18 protein-coding genes are annotated in these 18,701 nt (G+C 60.2%); 14 read left to right on the top strand and 4 right to left on the bottom strand.

Features of this window, described 5'->3' with window-relative positions:
* The first annotated feature begins 11 nt into the window (after positions 1–11).
* The 5 genes from ACZYR5_RS00630 (at position 12) to ACZYR5_RS00610 (ending at position 5,801) form a co-directional block, all read left to right on the top strand.
* A complete protein-coding gene (locus tag ACZYR5_RS00630; RefSeq protein ID WP_489088353.1) occupies positions 12–1,265 on the top strand; it encodes a glycosyltransferase family 4 protein in 1,254 nt (417 codons plus the stop codon).
* Complete coding sequence (locus tag ACZYR5_RS00625) at positions 1,265–2,230, top strand: UDP-glucose 4-epimerase family protein (RefSeq protein ID WP_489088354.1); 966 nt, start codon at positions 1,265–1,267, stop codon at positions 2,228–2,230. Before ACZYR5_RS00630 ends, ACZYR5_RS00625 begins: the two co-directional genes overlap by 1 nt.
* Positions 2,230–3,249, top strand: coding sequence for an MraY family glycosyltransferase (locus tag ACZYR5_RS00620; RefSeq protein ID WP_489088355.1), 1,020 nt, complete (start codon positions 2,230–2,232; stop codon positions 3,247–3,249). The genes ACZYR5_RS00625 and ACZYR5_RS00620 overlap by 1 nt, the downstream gene beginning before the upstream one ends.
* A gap of 109 nt (positions 3,250–3,358) precedes the next feature.
* Positions 3,359–5,353, top strand: coding sequence for a polysaccharide biosynthesis protein (locus ACZYR5_RS00615; protein ID WP_489088356.1), 1,995 nt, complete (start codon positions 3,359–3,361; stop codon positions 5,351–5,353).
* A gap of 112 nt (positions 5,354–5,465) precedes the next feature.
* On the top strand, positions 5,466–5,801 hold the full coding sequence (locus tag ACZYR5_RS00610) for a ComEA family DNA-binding protein (protein ID WP_489088357.1): 336 nt from the start codon (positions 5,466–5,468) through the stop codon (positions 5,799–5,801).
* 112 nt (positions 5,802–5,913) lie between these two features.
* On the opposite strand, the gene ACZYR5_RS00605 is transcribed toward ACZYR5_RS00610, so the two are convergent.
* Together ACZYR5_RS00605 and ACZYR5_RS00600 are read right to left on the bottom strand one after the other, a co-directional pair.
* Complete coding sequence (locus ACZYR5_RS00605; protein WP_489088358.1) at positions 5,914–6,471, bottom strand: TetR/AcrR family transcriptional regulator; 558 nt, start codon at positions 6,469–6,471, stop codon at positions 5,914–5,916.
* A 156-nt stretch (positions 6,472–6,627) separates the two neighbouring features.
* The gene (locus ACZYR5_RS00600; RefSeq protein ID WP_071554261.1) at positions 6,628–6,795 is read right to left on the bottom strand and encodes a DUF2897 family protein; all 168 of its coding nucleotides are present in this window, start codon (positions 6,793–6,795) and stop codon (positions 6,628–6,630) included.
* A 264-nt stretch (positions 6,796–7,059) separates the two neighbouring features.
* Between ACZYR5_RS00600 and kdpF the strand changes: the two genes are divergently transcribed.
* From kdpF to ACZYR5_RS00570, 6 genes are read left to right on the top strand one after another with little or no spacing between them, the layout of a single operon-like run.
* A complete protein-coding gene (gene kdpF / locus ACZYR5_RS00595) occupies positions 7,060–7,149 on the top strand; it encodes a K(+)-transporting ATPase subunit F (protein ID WP_489088359.1) in 90 nt (29 codons plus the stop codon).
* Between the two features lie 8 nt (positions 7,150–7,157).
* Complete coding sequence (gene kdpA, locus ACZYR5_RS00590; protein ID WP_489088360.1) at positions 7,158–8,852, top strand: potassium-transporting ATPase subunit KdpA; 1,695 nt, start codon at positions 7,158–7,160, stop codon at positions 8,850–8,852.
* 23 nt (positions 8,853–8,875) lie between these two features.
* Positions 8,876–10,933: a potassium-transporting ATPase subunit KdpB gene (gene kdpB / locus ACZYR5_RS00585; RefSeq protein WP_489088361.1), complete on the top strand. Its 2,058-nt coding sequence runs from the start codon at positions 8,876–8,878 to the stop codon at positions 10,931–10,933.
* Between the two features lie 54 nt (positions 10,934–10,987).
* Positions 10,988–11,533, top strand: a complete 546-nt coding sequence (kdpC, locus tag ACZYR5_RS00580) for a potassium-transporting ATPase subunit KdpC (protein ID WP_489088362.1) — start codon at positions 10,988–10,990, stop codon at positions 11,531–11,533.
* Between the two features lie 40 nt (positions 11,534–11,573).
* Positions 11,574–14,225, top strand: coding sequence for a DUF4118 domain-containing protein (locus ACZYR5_RS00575; RefSeq protein WP_489088363.1), 2,652 nt, complete (start codon positions 11,574–11,576; stop codon positions 14,223–14,225).
* Positions 14,226–14,271: 46 nt separating this feature from the next.
* Positions 14,272–14,964: a response regulator gene (locus ACZYR5_RS00570; protein WP_489088364.1), complete on the top strand. Its 693-nt coding sequence runs from the start codon at positions 14,272–14,274 to the stop codon at positions 14,962–14,964.
* Between the two features lie 17 nt (positions 14,965–14,981).
* Here the strand turns inward: ACZYR5_RS00570 and ACZYR5_RS00565 are convergent, their stop codons facing one another.
* Positions 14,982–16,019, bottom strand: coding sequence for a patatin-like phospholipase family protein (locus ACZYR5_RS00565; RefSeq protein WP_489088365.1), 1,038 nt, complete (start codon positions 16,017–16,019; stop codon positions 14,982–14,984).
* A 214-nt stretch (positions 16,020–16,233) separates the two neighbouring features.
* Here ACZYR5_RS00565 and ACZYR5_RS00560 point away from each other — a divergent pair, with 214 nt between their 5' ends.
* From ACZYR5_RS00560 to ACZYR5_RS00550, 3 genes are all read left to right on the top strand, one after another.
* Positions 16,234–16,512, top strand: a complete 279-nt coding sequence (locus ACZYR5_RS00560; RefSeq protein ID WP_027620130.1) for a hypothetical protein — start codon at positions 16,234–16,236, stop codon at positions 16,510–16,512.
* Between the two features lie 86 nt (positions 16,513–16,598).
* Positions 16,599–17,366 carry a CHAD domain-containing protein gene (locus ACZYR5_RS00555; RefSeq protein WP_489088366.1) on the top strand — a complete coding sequence of 256 codons (768 nt, stop codon included), beginning with the start codon at positions 16,599–16,601 and terminating at the stop codon, positions 17,364–17,366.
* 103 nt (positions 17,367–17,469) lie between these two features.
* A complete protein-coding gene (locus tag ACZYR5_RS00550) occupies positions 17,470–18,267 on the top strand; it encodes an acyl-CoA thioesterase (RefSeq protein WP_489088367.1) in 798 nt (265 codons plus the stop codon).
* A gap of 6 nt (positions 18,268–18,273) precedes the next feature.
* Here the strand turns inward: ACZYR5_RS00550 and ACZYR5_RS00545 are convergent, their stop codons facing one another.
* Positions 18,274–18,636 (bottom strand): terminase, encoded by a 363-nt coding sequence (locus ACZYR5_RS00545; RefSeq protein ID WP_489088368.1) that lies wholly within the window; start codon positions 18,634–18,636, stop codon positions 18,274–18,276.
* Positions 18,637–18,701: the final 65 nt, after the last annotated feature.

Below are 18,701 nucleotides of genomic sequence, written 5' to 3'. Positions count from 1 at the left end.
GAGTTGTGCTCATGCCTGGAAAAAAACTGAGGGTGCTGGTAGTTACGCAGTATTTTTGGCCGGAAAATATGCGTATCAACGATTTGGTTCGAGATTTTACCGAGAAGGGACATTCCGTTACGGTATTGACAGGTGTACCTAACTATCCCGAGGGCAAAGTGTTCTCGGAGTTTGAAGCGGCGCCAGAGAGTTTCAATAATTACTTTGGGGCCGACGTCGTCCGGGTGCCGATGCTTACGCGGGGTAAACGCAGCATTACCCTGATGCTGAATTACTTCAGTTTTTTTACCAGTGCTTCGGCTATAGGCGCCTACAAATTGCGGGGAAAAGAGTTCGACGCCGTCTTCGTCTACGCAGTTTCGCCAATCATGGCGGCTATCCCGGCGTTGGTGTTGGGGCGGTTGAAAAGAGCCCCCGTCTTTGTCTGGGTGCTCGACCTATGGCCTGAAACATTGCGAGCAGTAGGCGTTCTCAAGAATCCAAAATTGTTGTCGCTGGTCGGCAAGATGGTGTCTTGGATCTACAATCGAACCGACTATCTGCTTATGCAATCCCACGGTTTTTTCGAGAACGTGAAAACGTACTGCACTAAAGACATAGCACCTGAACGCTTGGTGTATTTTCCTAGCTGGGCCGAGGACGATTTTTCAGCTGCACAAACCCCAGATTCTACCTTGCTCGCCGCTGACGATAACGTCTTTACCGTCGTCTTCGCCGGTAATCTTGGCGAGGCTCAGGATCTGCCTGCCGTACTCGATGCAGCTGAACAGTTGGTTGGGAAGGTAGCAGTGCGCTGGGTCATTGTTGGCGACGGGCGTATGAGTGAGTGGCTTAACCAGCAGGTCCAGTCCCGAGGACTCGACAACGTGTTGTTACTCGGGCGGCATCCACTGGAGGAGATGCCCGGGTTGTTCGCACAGGCGGATGCGTTGCTGGTATCCCTGAAGACCAACGACGTATTTGAAAAAACCATACCTGGAAAAGTACAGGCGTATCTGGCTTCCGGTAGACCGCTTCTCGGGATGATTAACGGCGAGGCGGCAAGAGTGATCGACGAGTCCGGTGCCGGTTTCACCTGTGCTTCCGGTGATGCGCAGGGACTCGCAAGAATCACTTTGTCCCTGGCGAATACAGAGGCGATGCAATTGCAAGTCATGGGGGAGTCCGGGCGGGAGTACTACTTGAAGCACTATTCAAAATCCCGTCTCTTGGCCCGACTGGAGGAGCTTTTCCAGAAAGCCACTTTAAGAAAGGTCAGCCACTGATGCGCAACCATATTGTTTTGACAGGCGCGACAGGCTTTGTCGGCGGAGCCATCCTTGATCGTTTGCAGCGCGAACAGAAGTACCCGGTGATCGCGGTTGTTCGTGGCGAGTCCTCCCTTCAGGCGTCGGCTGTTTCGGAGATACGCATTGGTAGTTTCGACGGTGATACCCAGTGGCATGACAACCTCGATAATGCCGATGTAGTCATTCATTCGGCGGCCCGAGTGCACGTCATGAATGATGTCGAGTCAGATCCGTTGGCGGCGTTTCGCAAAGTCAATGTGGAAGGTACGTTGAATCTCGCCAGGCAGGCGGCCGCATCCGGTGTGCGGCGATTCATTTTCGTCAGCTCGATCAAGGTCAATGGGGAAGGGACAAAACCAGGTACGGCCTATACCGCCGATGACGTTCCTGCTCCAGCGGACCCTTACGGCATCTCGAAGATGGAGGCAGAGCATGGACTTCGAGAACTGGCAGCACGAACCGCAATGGAAGTTGTAATCGTCCGTCCCGTGTTGGTTTATGGGCCAGCCGTCAAAGCCAACTTCCTGAACATGATGCGCTGGCTTAGCAAGGGCATCCCCTTGCCTTTCGGAGCGATTCACAACCGCCGAAGCCTGGTTGCACTGGATAATCTAGTCGACCTGTTGTTGACATGTATCACCCACCCGGCAGCGGCCAACCAAACCTTCCTGGTCAGCGATGGCAATGATTTGTCCACGACTGCTTTGCTGAGCAAGATGGCTAGAGCGCTTCAAAAACCGGCAAGGCTGATCCCGGTTCCTAGTTGGATACTTGAATCAGGAGCGACGTTTCTGGGGAAAAAAGCGCTTTCCCAACGACTCTGCGGATCGCTCCAGGTCGACATTACAAAGACGCGTACGCTTCTGGGATGGACGCCCCCGATCAGCGTCGACGAGGCATTGATGGCCACGGCGTTACACTTTAAGGAACATCAAGAATAATGAGTTACTTGTGGTTGATACTGGCTGTTGCCGTACTGTCCCTGGTGTTGACGGCCGTGTTGCGCCGCTATGCCTTGAGTCGAAGTATTATCGATATTCCCAATGCGCGCAGTTCTCATTCCATCCCAACGCCTCGTGGTGGGGGCGTGGCAATCGTTATTGCCTTTCTCGTATCCCTTCCGTTTCTCGGTGCCTTTGACTTGGTCCCATGGTCGCAACTGATCGCCGTCGGTGGCGCAGGGGCTATGGTTGCTGTCATCGGCTTTATGGATGACCACGGACACATTGCTGCTCGCTGGCGCTTACTGGGGCATTTTGCGGCTGCCATATGGTCGCTGGCCTGGATGGGGGGGTTGCCTCCGATCGTCATGTTCGGTTTGAGCCTGGATCTGTATTGGTTCGGGCACATTCTTGCGGCCATTTATCTGGTCTGGATGCTCAATCTCTACAACTTCATGGATGGCATTGACGGAATTGCCAGCGTGGAAGCGCTGTGTGCATGCCTCGGCGCCGGTTTGATTTATTGGCTCAACGGCGTGCCAGCTTTCGCATGGGGGCCGCTGATTCTTGCGATGGCTGTCCTTGGTTTCCTGTACTGGAACTTCCCCCCTGCACGTATTTTCATGGGGGATGCCGGGAGTGGCTTTCTGGGTATTGCGTTGGGTGTGTTCTCTGTTCAGGCTGCCTGGGAGTTATCGGCATTGCTGTGGGTCTGGCTGATCCTTTTGGGCGTCTTTATCGTTGATGCGACATTTACCTTGATGCGTCGATTGATTCGCGGCGATAAAGTCTACGAGGCGCATCGCAGTCATGCGTATCAATTTGCCTCGCGTCAGGTCGGTCGCCATTTGCCCGTCACGCTGGCAGTGATCTTCATCAACTTGGTCTGGCTGCTGCCGATTGCAGTAAGCGTGGGCGTGTACGGTTTTGATGGTTTGTCAGGGCTTATTTTGGCTTATGTGCCTCTTATTTTGCTGGCCATCAGGTTTCATGCCGGAGAGCTGGAAAAGGTAAGTTGAAATACGTTTGTCCGATCATGGGGCAAGCAGCTGTTCAGGTGTTTTAATGTCTGAATGCCTGGATTTACAGGATTGAGTGCTGGGAGCTGCAGGGGTGCGAAATAGGGTTATGGATACTGTTAGGGCGTACTTGTTAAATCTGCCGCGTCGCCAGAAACGCACGCTGCAAGTCATCACGGACTGCCTCCTAGTCTGGCTGGCGTTGTGGATGGCATTTGCGGTGCGATTGGGCATCGATGAAATGAGCAACCCTTTGACTCAGCATTTCTGGTTGTTCATTGCGGCACCCATTGTCGCTATTCCACTGTTTATTCGCTTCGGCATGTACCGCGCCGTCATGCGTTATTTTGGTAATGATGCGCTTATCGCGATCATCAAGGCCGTAAGCCTTTCATCACTGATTTTGGGCATTGTGGTGTATTGGTATAGCAACCATCAGAATGTCGTACCACGCTCGATCATTTTCAATTACTGGTGGCTAAGCCTGATTCTGGTGGGCGGCCTGCGCTTGGCAATGCGTCAGTACTTCCTCGGTGACTGGTTTTCTGCTGCCCAACATGTCCCATTCACGAGCCGGGACGATGGTCTGCCACGTGTCGCTATCTATGGTGCTGGCGCGGCTGGCAATCAGTTGGTAGCTGCATTGAGAATGGGGCGTGCCATGCGTCCTGTAGCATTCATTGATGATGACAAAAGCATTGCCGACCGAATCATTTCCGGGCTGCAGGTTTACAAGCCGAAGCACATCCAGCGAATGATTGATCGCACTGGCGCTCAAGAAATACTGTTGGCAATTCCCTCATCAAACCGCGGCCGCCGCCGAGAAATCCTGGGTTTTCTGGAAAGTTTTCCACTTCACGTTCGCAGTGTCCCGGGCTTCATGGATTTGGCCAGCGGTCGAGTCAAGGTCGATGATATTCAAGAAGTCGACATTGCCGATTTGCTGGGGCGTGACGCTGTTCCCGCACAAGGCGATTTGCTCGAGCATTGCATCAAGGATCAATCGGTCCTGGTAACCGGGGCAGGAGGCTCTATCGGTTCGGAGCTGTGCCGGCAGATACTGGCGTTGCAGCCGACCACACTGTTGTTGTTCGAACACAGCGAATTCAACCTCTATTGCATTTTGTCGGAGCTTGAACAACGCATAGCCCGCGAATCACTGTCCGTTCGCCTGTTGCCCATCCTGGGATCAGTGCGCAACCAGGACAAACTCCTGGACGTCATGAAAACCTGGCACGTCGATACGGTCTATCACGCGGCGGCCTACAAGCATGTGCCGATGGTCGAGCACAATATTGCCGAAGGTGTGCTGAATAATGTCATCGGCACACTCAATACCGCCCAGGCCGCACTTCAAGCAGGGGTCGCGAACTTCGTATTGATTTCAACCGACAAGGCGGTGCGCCCGACCAATGTGATGGGCAGTACCAAGCGTCTGGCTGAGTTGACCCTGCAGGCCTTGAGCCGTGAACAGGCGCCAGTGATGTTCGGCGACAAGACCAATGTGTCGCGCGTTAACAAGACCCGGTTCACCATGGTGCGCTTCGGCAATGTGCTGGGATCCTCGGGCTCGGTCATTCCGCTCTTCCACAAGCAGATCAAGTCAGGCGGCCCATTGACCGTCACGCACCCGAAAATTACCCGTTACTTCATGACTATCCCGGAGGCCGCGCAACTGGTGATCCAGGCAGGTTCGATGGGGCAGGGCGGCGACGTGTTCGTGCTTGATATGGGCGAGCCGGTGAAGATCGTCGAATTGGCGGAAAAGATGATTCACCTGTCGGGCCTGAGCGTACGTTCGGACAAGAACCCCCATGGTGATATTTCGATAGAGTTCTCGGGTCTTCGCCCCGGCGAGAAGCTCTACGAGGAGCTACTGATCGGCGACAACGTCGCCCCGACCCAGCATCCGATGATCATGACCGCCAACGAAGATCATTTGAGCTGGGATGTGCTCAAGGTCAAGTTGAGCGAGCTGCTGAGCGCTGTCGAACATGATGACTACGCGCGAGTCCGCCAGCTTTTGCGCGAAACCGTCAGCGGCTACGCCCCCGACGGCGAAATCGTCGACTGGATCTATCAGCAGCGTCGTCTCGAGCCCTGATTGTTACACACTCTGCAACGGACCGGTTTTTGACAGATTCCGCCCATGACCTAAGTTTGTGAGGCAGCTTCGGAAAAGCTGCTTCTTCCCACTAGGTCATGGAGTGTCACTTATGCTCAATAGCTACTTCCGTTCTCTGGTTCTCGCTGTACTGACCAGCCTCTCTGTTGCCGCCACCGCTGCACCCGCGGCAAAAAATGAACCTGCCGCGCCTGCTGCCGTTGTGCAGCCTTCGTCATCGACGATGATGGAAAAGATCGATCTCAACAAGGCGGATGCGGTCACCATGCAGCGTGAGCTGGCAGGCGTCGGTGAGACAAAAGCCAGGGCGATTGTTGCGTACCGCGAGAGTAATGGGGCGTTCAGTTCGGTGGACGAGTTGTTGGAGGTCAACGGCATCGGTAAGGCAATTCTGGAGAGAAACCGCGAGAAGCTGGTCGTCAACTGAGTCATCGACGCTAGCGCCAGGGGCCGATCATTGATCGGCCTTTTTTGTGCGGTGTTGTTGGGCCCGAATCTCTTCAGGGATACCCCCGCCGCTCGCTACCTCAGGTAGGGTTTTACTCGGTCTGTTTTTTCAGGTGTTCACGGTTCACGTCGAGGATGCGCTGGGCCAGCTGCGGGTCCTCGACGCTGCGTGACAACAACAATGCTCCGACCAGCGTCGACATGATGACGATGCTCTGGTCGCCAGCGTGCTCGCCTTCCAGGTTGTGTTCGATTTGATCCAGTCGAGCCTGGAGCACGGCATCGGTTGTTGGGCTGGGTTGGCCGCGCAAGCCCAGCTCCGAAGAAATGGTCAGCAACGGACAGCCTTCGTGGGGTGAAGTGACATGCCATTGGGACAGGTAGGTTTCAATGAACGCCCAGAGCGGTTGCTCCTCTGCGAAGATCTGTGCGCACAAACCATCCACCTGTGCGCCGGCTTCCTGCAGGGCCTTTTCGACCAGTTCATCCTTGGACTTGAAGTGCGAGTAGAACCCGCCGTGGGTCAGCCCCAGTGCTTTCATCAAGGGCTGTAAACCAGTGGCGCCAATTCCATCGCGACGAAAGCGTGCTGCAGCTTCCTTGATGATGCGCTGATGGGTCTGGGCTTTATGGTCTTGCGAGTAGCGCATCAATAATCTCCACGACAATGCGCCAGTTTAACCAAGGTAAATTGAATGGTGATTGTACTTTTATTTGCAAAAGCCATGCAGATGCAACCAAGTTGTACTGCGCCAGCTGCGATATCGAAGTCAATGACCTGAGTTCGCAGTTGGCGCGTTCGCCATTCAACGGTCCTGGGCGTCCTTGGCATCCATTTCCGCATTACGCTCCGCCACGCGTTTACGTTGCTCATCGGTCAGTTCGACCTTGTTGGCGGTGTCGCGCAACATCATCAAACCACCCACTATCGATCCGATTGCAACGACCAGAATCAACCAGGCATACCAAGGCATAGGGCTCTCCTTAAGGGCAGGGTCGGGGCGAACGATTGCGCGCCAACGCCATGCATATCCACTTTGAGTCGCAATAAATCTTCGTGGTTCCATTCTAGGCCTGTTATACCCGGATCACCCATTTCCAGGGTGTTTCAATCCGGCACGATAGTCATTCTTTACACTTTCTTTATGCCGCATCCATCCCCTCGGTCTCGCTCTTTTACACCCTGACTACGGAAAATTCCTCCACACGCGGCAGTCGCCGTACGACGGAGAAATTCCATGAGCATTCTGGACGGGGTGTCCCTGCTGTTGGCAGTGGGACTGTTCATTTATCTGTTGATCGCGTTGTTGCGCGCAGATCGGGGTTAGGGGCGGCTATGCACAGTTATGACTATTGGCTGATTCTTGCCTTCTTCGCTCTGGTGTTGATCCCTGCACCGTTTTTGGGGCGTTTCTATTACAAGGTGATGGAGGGCCAGCGTACCTGGTTGTCGCCGCTGCTCGGGCCGGTCGAGCGGGGTTGTTATCGTCTGGCGGGTGTCGATCCGCAGACGGAACAGAGTTGGCAGAAGTACACCCTGGCCTTGCTCGCCTTCAACCTCGCGGGTTTTGTGCTGCTGTTCTTGATTCTGTTGTTTCAGGACCACCTGCCGCTCAACCCGCAGAACCTGCCGGCGCAAGAGTGGACCCAGGCGTTCAACACGGCCGTCAGTTTCATGACCAACACCAACTGGCAGTCCTACAGCGGTGAGGCCAGCCTCAGCTACTTGAGTCAGGTGGTGGGGCTGACGGTGCAGAACTTCGTCAGCGCCGCCACCGGCCTCGCCGTACTGGTTGCGCTGTGCCGTGGGATCGGGCGCAAGTCGGCGCAGACCCTGGGTAATTTCTGGGTCGACATGACCCGTGCCACGCTCTATGGCTTGCTGCCATTGTGCCTGGTGCTGGCGCTGTTCCTGGTCTGGCAGGGCGTACCGCAGACCTTCGCTCACTATGTAAATGCACTGACGATGCAGGGCGTTGACCAGGTCATCCCCCTGGGGCCGGCCGCCAGTCAGATCGCGATCAAGCAATTGGGGACCAACGGCGGTGGCTTCTTCGGCGTCAACTCGGCGCACCCGTTCGAGAACCCCACGGCCTGGAGCAATCTGTTCGAACTGGCATCGATCATTCTGATCCCGGTGGCGCTGGTGTTTACCTTCGGCCACTACGTCAAGGATCTGCGCCAGAGCCGGGCAATCCTCGCCTGCATGCTGGCGCTGTTTCTGATCGGCGGTGGCGTGTCGTTGTGGGCCGAGTACCAGCCCAACCCGCTGTTGAACAACGCCGCGGTCGAGCAGGCGGCGCCGCTGGAAGGCAAGGAAGCGCGCTTCGGCACCACAGGCACGGTGCTTTGGTCGGTGACCACCACCGCGGCTTCCAACGGCTCGGTCAACGGCATGCACGATAGCCTCAATCCGTTGAGCGGCATGGTGGCACTGGTCAACATAATGGTCGGCGAGGTGATTTTCGGCGGGGTCGGAGCAGGCCTCTACGGCATGTTGCTCAATGTGCTGATCGCGGTGTTCCTCGCCGGCTTGATGATCGGCCGCACTCCCGAATATCTGGGCAAGAAGTTGCAGGCCAGGGAAGTCCAACTGTTGGTGGCGACACTTCTCGTGATGCCGCTGGGTGTGCTGGTGCTGGGCGCGTTGGCGACCAGCCTGCCAGGTCCGGCAGCCACTATCAGCAACCCCGGCCCTCACGGCTTCAGTCAGTTGCTCTACGCCTACACCTCGGCCAGCGCCAACAACGGTTCGGCCTTCGGCGGGCTGAGCGCCAATACACCGTTTCACAACCTGATGCTCGGCCTCGGCATGTTGATCGGCCGCTTCGGCTACATCCTTCCGGTGCTGGCACTGGCTGGCAGCCTGGCGATGAAAAAGACTGCACCGATTGGCCAGAACAGTTTCCCGACCCATGGTCCGCTGTTTGTGACGCTGTTGACCGTGACCATTTTGCTGGTGGGCGGCCTGACCTTCCTGCCCAGCCTGGCGTTGGGTCCTATCGCTGAACACTTGAGCCTGGGCTTCTGAGCCTCTTTTCCTGGAGCTGGATGATGAACATGCCCGCAACCCCTACCTCCGTCGCCAAGGCGCCGGAGCAAGCGAAAACCGCGATCTCGGCCCTCTGGCGGCCGGCGCTGGTGCAAGCCTTCGTCAAGCTGGATCCGCGGCAGTTGAAGCGCTCGCCGGTGATGCTGGTGGTCGAGCTGACGGCGATCCTCACCACCCTGTTGTGCCTGATTCCGGACACGGCGGTGCCGACTCTGGTCGCTGTGCAAATTGCCCTGTGGCTGTGGTTCACCGTGTTGTTCGCCAACTTTGCCGAGGCCTTGGCTGAAGGCCGGGGCAAGGCTCGGGCCGACAGTCTCAAGGCCGGGAGCGAAGGGCTCGGTGCCCGGCGCAAACAGGCCGATGGCAGCTTTCAGATGGTGCCCGCCGCCAGTCTGCGCAAAGGTGATGTGGTACGGGTCGAAGCCGGGGAAATGATCCCGGGGGACGGTGAAGTCATCGAGGGTATCGCCGCCGTCAACGAAGCGGCGATTACCGGGGAATCGGCGCCGGTGATTCGTGAATCCGGGGGCGATCGCTCGGCCGTCACCGGCAACACGCGGCTGGTGTCCGACTGGTTGCTGGTACGCATCACCGCCAACCCGGGCGAGTCGACCCTCGACCGGATGATCGCCCTGGTCGAAGGCGCCAAGCGTCAGAAAACCCCCAACGAAGTCGCGCTGGATATCCTGCTGATCGGCTTGAGCATGATTTTCCTGGTGGTGGTCGTGACCTTGCAGCCGTTCGCCCATTTCGCCAATGGCAACCTGCCGCTGGTGTTCCTCGTGGCGCTGTTGGTGACGCTGATCCCGACCACCATTGGCGGGCTGTTGTCGGCGATCGGCATTGCCGGCATGGACCGCCTGGTGCGGCTCAACGTGATCGCCAAGTCCGGGCGCGCGGTGGAGGCGGCGGGCGACGTGCACGTGCTGTTGCTGGACAAGACCGGCACCATCACCTTTGGCAACCGGCGCTGCTCGGCCATCCATGCCGCACCCGGCGTCGGTGTCCAGGAGCTGGCCGAGGGGGCATTGTTCGCTTCACTGGCCGATGACACCGCCGAAGGCAAGTCGATCGTCGACTACCTGCGCGGCCTTTATCCACAGGCTGAACCGCGCGCCGACGCCCTGACCGTTGTGCCCTTCAGTGCGGAAACCCGCTTGTCCGGCGTGGACTATCAGGGGCGCGTGTATCGCAAGGGCGCCGTGGATTCGTTGCTGGCCTTTGTCGGGCAGAACCGCAGCGACCTGCAACCGGCGATGTCGCGGGAAATCGAGCGCATCGCCCAAAGCGGTGGTACGCCGTTACTGGTGTGCGTCGATGGCAGGCTGTTGGGCGCGATTCATCTCAAGGACGTGGTCAAGCCGGGGATTCGCGAGCGCTTCGCCGAGTTGCGCAAGCTGGGGATTCGTACCGTCATGGTCACCGGCGACAACCCACTGACGGCAGCGGCGATTGCTGCCGAAGCCGGGGTCGATGATGTGTTGGCCGAAGCCACGCCGGAGAAAAAACTCGCACGTATCCGGCACGAGCAGAATGACGGCCGCCTGGTCGCCATGTGCGGCGACGGTGCCAACGATGCGCCGGCCCTGGCCCAGGCGGATGTCGGTATGGCGATGAACGATGGCACCCAGGCGGCGCGGGAGGCGGCGAACATGGTCGACCTCGACAGCGATCCGACCAAGCTGCTGGACGTGGTGCAGGTCGGCAAGGAACTGTTGGTGACCCGCGGGGCGCTGACCACCTTTTCCATCGCCAACGATGTGGCCAAGTACTTTGCGATCCTGCCGGCGCTGTTTGCCTCGATTTATCCACAGCTCGGCGTGCTCAACATCATGCACCTGAGCAGTCCGCAAAGCGCGATTGTCTCGGCCATCGTGTTCAACGCGCTGATCATCGTCGCCCTGATTCCATTGGCCCTGCGTGGTGTGCGCGTGCAAGCCGCGAGTGCGGCCCATCTGCTGCGCCGCAACCTGCTGATCTACGGTGTCGGCGGCATTGTCGTGCCGTTCGCCGGGATCAAATTGATCGACCTGTTGTTGACGGCACTGCACCTAGTGTAACCGCTGCCCGCCGCGCCGGGTGCGCGGCGATCAAACCGATTCGAGGATTCAGACATGTCCACAATGATTCGCCCGGCCTTGAGCCTGTTGCTGCTGATGACCCTGATCACCGGTGTCGCCTATCCGTTGCTGGTGACCGGGATCGCCCAGGTGGCGTTCCCGGATCAGGCCAATGGCAGCCTGGTGCGCGATGCTGACGGCAAGGTGCGCGGCTCGACCCTGATTGCCCAGGATTTCGTCGGTGATGCCTGGTTCCATCCACGGCCGTCAGCGGGGGCGTTTGCTACCGTTTCCAGCAGCGCCAGCAACCTGGCGCCGAGCAACCCGGCGTTGGCCACGCGAGTGATCGAGGCGGCCAATCAACAGCAGGTCGCGGGGCAGGGGCCGGTGCCGCTGGCCTTGCTGACGACTTCCGGCAGCGGCCTGGATCCGCACTTGCCACCTGAGGCGATTGCCTATCAACTGGCCCGGGTTGCAAGCGCTCGCCACCTCTCGCAGGCGACCCTGCAGCAGCTGCTTGAAGCCCATGTCGAGCGGCCCCTGATAGGCCCGCCGGTGGTGAATGTGCTGGAATTGAACAGGGCCCTGGAAAGGCTGTAATCGTTGATGAATCCGTTAACTCGAACGAAGAGAACACCCGATGAGTGATTCCGGCCGCGCCGATGCATTGCTGGCAGATTTACCCCGCGCAGGTCGCGGCCGGCTCAAGGTGTTCCTGGGCGCTGCACCCGGCGTGGGCAAGACCTACGCCATGCTGCAGGCCGCCCACAGCCAGTTGCGCCAAGGGGTGACGGTGCTTGCCGGCGTGGTCGAAAGCCATGGCCGCGCGGAAACCGAGGCGCTGCTCGCAGGCCTGCCGCAACAGCCACTGCTGCGTAGTGAATATCGCGGCGTGATGCTTGAGGAAATGGACCTCGATGGCCTGCTCCTGGCCAAGCCGAAACTGGTGCTGGTCGATGAACTGGCCCACAGCAACGCCCCTGGCAGTCGGCACGCCAAACGCTGGCAGGACATCCAGGAGCTGCTGGCGGCCGGGATCGATGTCTACACCACGGTCAACGTGCAGCACCTGGAGAGCCTCAACGATCAGGTGCGCGGCATCACCGGCGTGCAGGTGCGCGAAACCCTGCCTGACTGGGTGCTGCAGGAAGCCTATGAACTGCTGCTGATCGACTTGCCGCCGCGCGAACTGCTGGAGCGTCTGCGCGATGGCAAGGTGTATGTGCCCGAGCAGGCGCGGGCGGCGATCGATGCGTTTTTCACCCAGACCAATCTGACGGCGCTGCGTGAGCTGGCGATGCAAACCGCGGCGGCACAGGTCGACGACGATCTCAGCCGCGGCTATCGGCAGTTGGGGCAGGCAGCGCCGGCGGTGCGCGGGCGCTTGCTGGTGGGGATCGATGGTGATGCCCAGGCCGAGCGTCTGGTGCGACATGCGAGCCGGGTTGCGCAGCGCCGGCATTTACCCTGGAGCCTGGTGCATGTCGACGACGGCGCGGTGCGTGACGAGCAATCGCGGCTGCGCCTGCAAAGTGCCCAGCAACTGGCCGAACGCCTGGGCGGCGAGGTGGTGTTGCTGCGGGCCGGTGAGGTGGCAAAAACCTTGATCCAGCACGCTGCCGAACGTCGTGCCAGCCTGGTGCTGGTGGGGCAGTCCCGGCAACGTCTGCGGCGTCGGCTGTTTGGTGGGGGACTGGCCGCGCGCCTATTGCGTGACGCTCGCGGTCTGGAAATCAACGTGCTCGACAGTGATGAGCAACCGCATCAGCCGCGCCAGCGTCCGGCGCAGGCGCTGGTGTGGTTCGATTACGCGCTGGCCCCGGTGGCGACAGGGCTGGCCAGCGCCCTGGCCTGGGCTGTGTCGAGTCTATTGCCGCTGCCGAACATTTCGCTGGTGTTCCTTGCCGCCGTGCTGTTGGTGGCGGTGCGCAGCAGTCTCGGACCGGCGCTGCTGTGTGCGGCATTGTCGTTCCTGACCTACGACTTTCTGTTCATCCCGCCGAATTTTTCCTTCGCGATCCAGCGCGAAGAGGATGTGCTGACCCTGCTGTTTTTCCTGCTGATGGCGGCGCTCACCGGCAATCTTGCTGCGCGTCAGCGGCGGCAATTGCAGGCCCTGCGCGATACCCAGGAAGAAACCAGCGAACTGCTGGATCTGTCACGCAAGCTCACCGCCGCCACCGACCGCCAGGCGGTGGTCAGTGCCGCGGCGCAGCACCTGCTGGGTTGGAGCGACCTGCAACTGTGCCTGGTCAACCGTGACGGGCAGGGCGGTTGGAAGGTCGAGACCGGTGGCCCGCTGCAGTTCAATGAAGCCGAGCGCGCCGCGGCCGACTGGGCCTGGCAGCACGACCAGCCCGCAGGCATGGGCACCGGGACCTTGCCGTTCGGCCGTTGGTGGTGGTGGCCGCTGTCGGTGGATGACGGTCCACTGGCGCTGCTCGGTGTCTGCCCCAAGGCGGGCCAGCCGTTCAGCGCACAGCGCCGGCGCCTGCTGACTGCGCTTAGCCAGCCGCTGGCGCAGGCATTGGCTCGGGCGCAACTGGCCGAGGATCTGGAGGCGGCGCGCCTGCATGGCGAGACCGAGCAGTTGCGCAGCGCCTTGCTGGCCTCGGTGTCCCACGACCTGCGCACGCCGCTGACCTCCATGCGCGGCAGCATCGACAGCCTGCTGGCCCTGGGCGAGGCGATCCCGCTGGAAGACCGTCGTGAGTTGCTCGAGGGGACGCGCGATGAAGCCGAGCGACTGGATCGCTACATCCAGAACCTGCTCGACATGACGCGCCTGGGGCACGGTGCGCTGAAGCTCGCGCGCGACTGGGTGGCGCCGGCCGATATTGTCGGCAGCTCGCTCAATCGGCTGCGTGCGGTGCTGGCGCCGTTGCAGGTGATCACCGAGGTGCCGGCCGAGTTGCCGCTGTTGTACGTCCATGCCGCGTTGATCGAGCAGGCCCTGGTCAATGTGCTGGAAAACGCCGCACGCTTTTCCCCCGCCCACGGTCGCTTGCAAGTGAGTGCCGGGGTCAGCGGCAGCGAGGTGTTTTTCTCGGTCAGCGATGAAGGGCCGGGGATTCCCGAAGACGAACGGAACAAGATATTCGACATGTTCTACACTGCGGCTCGAGGCGATCGGGGCGGTCAGGGCACTGGCCTGGGGCTGGCGATCTGCCAAGGCATGGTGGGCGCCCATGGCGGGCGGATCAGCGTGTCCGACGGCATTCAGGCCCGTGGCACCTGCATTACCCTGCACCTGCCGCTGCAGGAGCAGCCTGGGTTTGAGCGTGAAGCCTGATGCCGGCTGCGCTACTCTCTGCCACTTTTTTCAGTGAATGGATTTCATGAGTCAGACCGCGACCATCCTGGTCATCGATGATGAGCCGCAGATCCGCAAGTTCCTGCGCATCAGCCTCGCCTCCCAGGGCTACAAAGTGTTGGAGGCCGGCAACGGCGCCGAGGGCCTGGCTTCGGCGGCGTTGAACAAGCCGGACATACTGGTGCTCGACCTGGGCCTGCCTGACATGGACGGCCAGCAGGTATTGCGCGAGTTTCGCGAGTGGTCGACGGTGCCGGTGCTGGTGCTCTCGGTGCGTGCCAGCGAAGGCCAGAAGGTCGAGGCGCTGGACGCCGGCGCCAATGACTACGTGACCAAACCCTTCGGCATCCAGGAGTTCCTCGCGCGGATTCGTGCGCTGTTGCGCCAGGCACCCACGGGCGAAGCCGCGCAGGCAGCCCTGCAGTTCGGTCCGCTGACGGTCGACCTGGCCTATCGGCGGGTGCAACTGGACGGCGTCGATGTGGCGTTGACCCGCAAGGAGTACGCAGTCCTGGCGCTTTTGGCGCGCCACGCCGGGCGGGTGATCACCCAGCAGCAGTTGCTCAAGGATATCTGGGGACCGACCCACACCGAGGACAGCCACTACCTGCGCATCGTCATCGGGCATTTGCGCCAGAAACTGGCGGATGATCCCACCCGGCCACGGTTCATCCTGACCGAGGCGGGTGTGGGGTATCGGTTGCTCAGCGAGGCATAAGCCACGGCTATCGCGGATCAGTCGCGCTCATTTTCATAACGATCCAGGGTATCGCGGGCGATCTCCCGTCCCAACGCGATCAACTCCGGCGCCTTGTAGAACTCGAAAAACCGGCAGACCCGCTTCGGTACGTTGATCAGGACGTCCGGCGGATAACCGGCAATCTTGTATTGCGCCAGGGACGTCTGCATCACTTCGAAGCTCTGGTTGATCAGGTCCAGCAATGAGGCGGGGCCGACGTTGTCGATGATGAACGAGCCGGTGGCCGACTTCGGTGCACCTTCGTTTTCCGGGCTATTGGCCGGTTGCTGGGCCTCCGGGTCGGCGGGCTCGATCCACGGATTGATCTCTGCCGCTTCGCTGCGCAAGGCTTCCTGTTCGAGCCGAAGCAGTTGTTCGGCCTGTTTGCGACGGAACGGCATGTGCGAGCCGAGGGAATTGAGCAGGCTGTCGAAACGGCTTTTGAAGGCCGCAGGGCGCTGGATCACCGGCAGTTGGTAGTGCTTCTGGTTGGTCGAGTTGAGGTTGACCGCAATGATCAGGTCGCAATGGCTCGACACCACCGGCACGATCGGCAAGGGGTTGAGCAGGCCGCCATCGACCAGCATGCGGTTGCCCTGCATCACCGGAGTGAACAGGCTGGGAATCGCCGCCGAGGCGCGCATGGCCTGGTGCAGGCAACCTTCCTGGAACCAGATTTCCTGCTGGTTGGTCAGGTCGGTGGCTACGGCGGTGTATGGGATGCGCAGCTCTTCAATGTTGATCTCGCCGACAATCTTGCGGATCTGCCCGAAAACTTTTTCCCCACGTATCGCCCCCAGACGAAAACTGACGTCCACCAGGCGCAGGACATCCAGGTAGTCCAGGCTTTCGATCCAGTCGCGGTAATCGTTCAGTTTGCCTGCCGCGTAGATGCCGCCCACCACGGCCCCCATGGAGCAGCCTGCGACACAGGCAATGTCGTAGCCGCGTCGTTCAATTTCCTCGATGACCCCGATATGGGCATAACCCCGGGCGCCACCGGAACCAAGTACCAGTGCAACGCGCTTTTTCATGTCGGTGTTCCTTGCCCAAGCAGGTTTTAACAATGCACCTTTTCGGGGGCGTGCTTCAATCACACTGACTCCTTCATGCCGTTTTTTCGACACTGCATGACGGCAGATGGGTATTCTCGCGGGCGCTGCAGTTTCCAACGTGTGGGCAAGGCACTTTTGCTCGCGTTGACCGTCATACCCAGCACGATTGTTTTTCTATTTCGAGGTGTCATTGATGAAAGCATGGATCTGTCTGCCATTGGTTGCGTTGCTGTTGGCCGGTTGCGCAGGAAAGACCGCCTACCGCGATAGCTGCGCCAGCCAACTGGATGCCGCCTGGAAAGAACTGGACCTGGCCAAGGCCGAAGGATTTGCCGGCACCGTCAGTTACTCCAAGGCCCTGTCGCTGCTGACCGGCGCCAAGACCCAGCAACAATTCGAAGCCTTCGAAGGTTGCAGCAACAAGGCCGAGAAGGCGCGCTTCTACATTCGCGAATCCCGCGCCGGTCGTTGAGTGCCGATTGATCCGGGACAATACCGGGTTCTGCCGTTGTGCTGATCATGGGGGCAATGGGGTAAGAGTTGAGTGTGGAGGACGGTATGTCAGCGTTGGTTGATCGGTTGGTGGCTCAGGTGCTGGGCGTGCAGGTGCGGTTGCTGGCGTGTCAGGCACGCCTGAGTGCCAGGACCGATGCCGAGGCCTTGCATGACTTGCGCACCACGGTGCGCCGCTTGCGCAGCCTGTTGCGGCCCCTGCGCGGATTGCCCGGAGTCGAGCAATTGGAGGCGGCCGCGGCGGACGTCGGCGAGTTGACCACGCCGTTGCGCGATTGCGAAGTGCTGGCGGCCTATCTGCTGGAACAGGGGCATGTGCAAGCGGCCGAGCGGCGCATTCGGCAAATGGCCACGGCCTTCCCCGAGGTGGCGGACAGCCCTCAACTGGCACAGCTGTTGATGGTGCTCGATGCCTTCCCGCGTTTTCTCCGTGCCGCCCAGCGCCAAGGGCTGCTCAAGGGCTTGCGCGGGCGTATCGAAAAGCGCCTGGGCAAGCAATGGAAAACCCTCGACAAAGCCCTGCACGATCCGGCCCACGACCGGCACCGCCTGCGCCTGTTGATCAAGCGTGTGCGCTACGCCATCGAAGCCTACCCCGAGCTCGACCGCTTGCCGGCTGCCGCCATGGCGCGGCTCAAGGCCGCGCAAAGTGCCCTGGGCGACTGGCATGATTGCTGGCAATGGCTGGCGCGGGTCGAGCACGAACCTGATCTGTTGCCCTGCGTCGCTGTGTGGCAGCAGACCATGCTTGAGGCGCAGGAGCGTGCCGATCGGGTGCTCGACAAGTTGAGTGTGGCCTGCTTCAAATCCTGAAGCGGCGGCCTATCTGTCCGTCACTTTGGCCTAAACAGGTGCTGTGTAGAGCCTCCGGGCTGGGTAAGATCGGACAATTCCTACTCCCTGTTCCGAGGTTTCCATGCGCTTTTCAGAATTGATCGATGCGGTAAGGCGTTCGCCTACCGATGTGGTTATCCCGGAGCAATGGAGCCAGGGCCGTGCCAGTTTTGGCGGCCTGGTCGCCGCCCTGCAGTACGAAGCCATGCGGGCCAAGGTCCCGGCGGATCGTCCGGTGCGTTCGTTGGCGATCACCTTCGTCGGCCCAGCCGCGCCCGGCGTGCCGATCCAGTTCGAAGTGGAGGTGCTGCGCGAAGGCAAGGCCGTGAGCCAGGTGCTGGGACGTGCGATGCAGGACGGTCAGGTGGTGACGCTGGTGCAGGGCAGCTTCGGCGCCTCGCGTGCTTCCGAGGTAGACGTGCAGGCGTTACCGGCGCCGGCGATGAAACCGTGGGACGATTGCCAGGAACTGCCCTACATACCCGGAGTGACACCGGAGTTCATGCGCCATCTGGCAATGCGCTGGAGCATCGGCGGCTTGCCGTTCACCGGCAATCCGTCGCGAGAAATGGGCGGTTGGGTGCGCTTGCGCAATGAGGTCGATGCGCAACCGCTGACCGAAGCCTTCATCCTCGCGCTGGTGGATGCCTGGCCACCCGCTCTTTTGCCGCACCTGAAGAAACCGGCGGCCGGCAGCACCCTGACCTGGACCATCGAGTTCGTCCAGCCGTTGCTGGAACTGAGCACACTGGACTGGTGCAAGTACTGCGTCACCACCGAACATGCCCGTGATGGCTATGGCCACGCCGCTGCCGCACTGTGGAGCGCTGACGGTAGGTTGATTGCCCTGAGCCGGCAGACGGTGACGATCTTCGCCTGATGCCGGTCAGCGGCGGTGGCGCTCACGCCAGGCGCGCCACCAACCGCCACTGAGGACGTAGCGCGGAAAGGTCAGGAACTGCTCGACCAGCAAGCGCGACAGAGCATCCTTGCGATCACTGAAGGGTTCTGCCGCCTCGGCTTCCAGGCTGTGCCCGTGGCGTTGCAAACCCAGGGCAGCCAGCAGGCCGACGATGCCAATCGCAACGTTGGCAAAGCTCAGGCTGAACACCCCGGTGACGATCAGCAGAAACGCGAGGATGAACAGCGGCACGGCAATCAGGTGCAGGACCAGGTTGGTCGGGTGCTGGTGATTGTTCGGGTAGGCCCGCCATTGCCAGGCGGGAAGGTTGGGGTGACGTTTGCCCATGAAGCTACTCCTCGATCCGTGTGAAACACATGGTTGAAGAATAGGCCGGCCCTTGGTGGCCGGCG

It is taken from the genome of Pseudomonas sp. F007 (genome assembly GCF_057814275.1).
Note: the sequence above shows the minus strand (reverse complement) of the source record. Positions and strands in the feature narration are given on the sequence as shown.

Excerpts from the sequence above, each read along its gene's own strand:
- kdpA (WP_489088360.1), top strand. The coding sequence starts at position 7,158 with ATGCACAGTTATGACTATTGGCTGATTCTTGCCTTCTTCGCTCTGGTG.
- ACZYR5_RS00605 (WP_489088358.1), bottom strand. The coding sequence starts at position 6,471 with ATGCGCTACTCGCAAGACCATAAAGCCCAGACCCATCAGCGCATCATC.
- ACZYR5_RS00630 (WP_489088353.1), top strand. The coding sequence starts at position 12 with ATGCCTGGAAAAAAACTGAGGGTGCTGGTAGTTACGCAGTATTTTTGG.
- ACZYR5_RS00620 (WP_489088355.1), top strand. The coding sequence starts at position 2,230 with ATGAGTTACTTGTGGTTGATACTGGCTGTTGCCGTACTGTCCCTGGTG.
- ACZYR5_RS00570 (WP_489088364.1), top strand. The coding sequence starts at position 14,272 with ATGAGTCAGACCGCGACCATCCTGGTCATCGATGATGAGCCGCAGATC.
- ACZYR5_RS00615 (WP_489088356.1), top strand. The coding sequence starts at position 3,359 with ATGGATACTGTTAGGGCGTACTTGTTAAATCTGCCGCGTCGCCAGAAA.
- ACZYR5_RS00560 (WP_027620130.1), top strand. The coding sequence starts at position 16,234 with ATGAAAGCATGGATCTGTCTGCCATTGGTTGCGTTGCTGTTGGCCGGT.
- ACZYR5_RS00575 (WP_489088363.1), top strand. The coding sequence starts at position 11,574 with ATGAGTGATTCCGGCCGCGCCGATGCATTGCTGGCAGATTTACCCCGC.
- kdpC (WP_489088362.1), top strand. The coding sequence starts at position 10,988 with ATGTCCACAATGATTCGCCCGGCCTTGAGCCTGTTGCTGCTGATGACC.
- ACZYR5_RS00625 (WP_489088354.1), top strand. The coding sequence starts at position 1,265 with ATGCGCAACCATATTGTTTTGACAGGCGCGACAGGCTTTGTCGGCGGA.
- ACZYR5_RS00600 (WP_071554261.1), bottom strand. The coding sequence starts at position 6,795 with ATGCCTTGGTATGCCTGGTTGATTCTGGTCGTTGCAATCGGATCGATA.
- ACZYR5_RS00550 (WP_489088367.1), top strand. The coding sequence starts at position 17,470 with ATGCGCTTTTCAGAATTGATCGATGCGGTAAGGCGTTCGCCTACCGAT.
- ACZYR5_RS00610 (WP_489088357.1), top strand. The coding sequence starts at position 5,466 with ATGCTCAATAGCTACTTCCGTTCTCTGGTTCTCGCTGTACTGACCAGC.
- ACZYR5_RS00545 (WP_489088368.1), bottom strand. The coding sequence starts at position 18,636 with ATGGGCAAACGTCACCCCAACCTTCCCGCCTGGCAATGGCGGGCCTAC.
- ACZYR5_RS00555 (WP_489088366.1), top strand. The coding sequence starts at position 16,599 with ATGTCAGCGTTGGTTGATCGGTTGGTGGCTCAGGTGCTGGGCGTGCAG.
- kdpF (WP_489088359.1), top strand. The coding sequence starts at position 7,060 with ATGAGCATTCTGGACGGGGTGTCCCTGCTGTTGGCAGTGGGACTGTTC.
- kdpB (WP_489088361.1), top strand. The coding sequence starts at position 8,876 with ATGAACATGCCCGCAACCCCTACCTCCGTCGCCAAGGCGCCGGAGCAA.
- ACZYR5_RS00565 (WP_489088365.1), bottom strand. The coding sequence starts at position 16,019 with ATGAAAAAGCGCGTTGCACTGGTACTTGGTTCCGGTGGCGCCCGGGGT.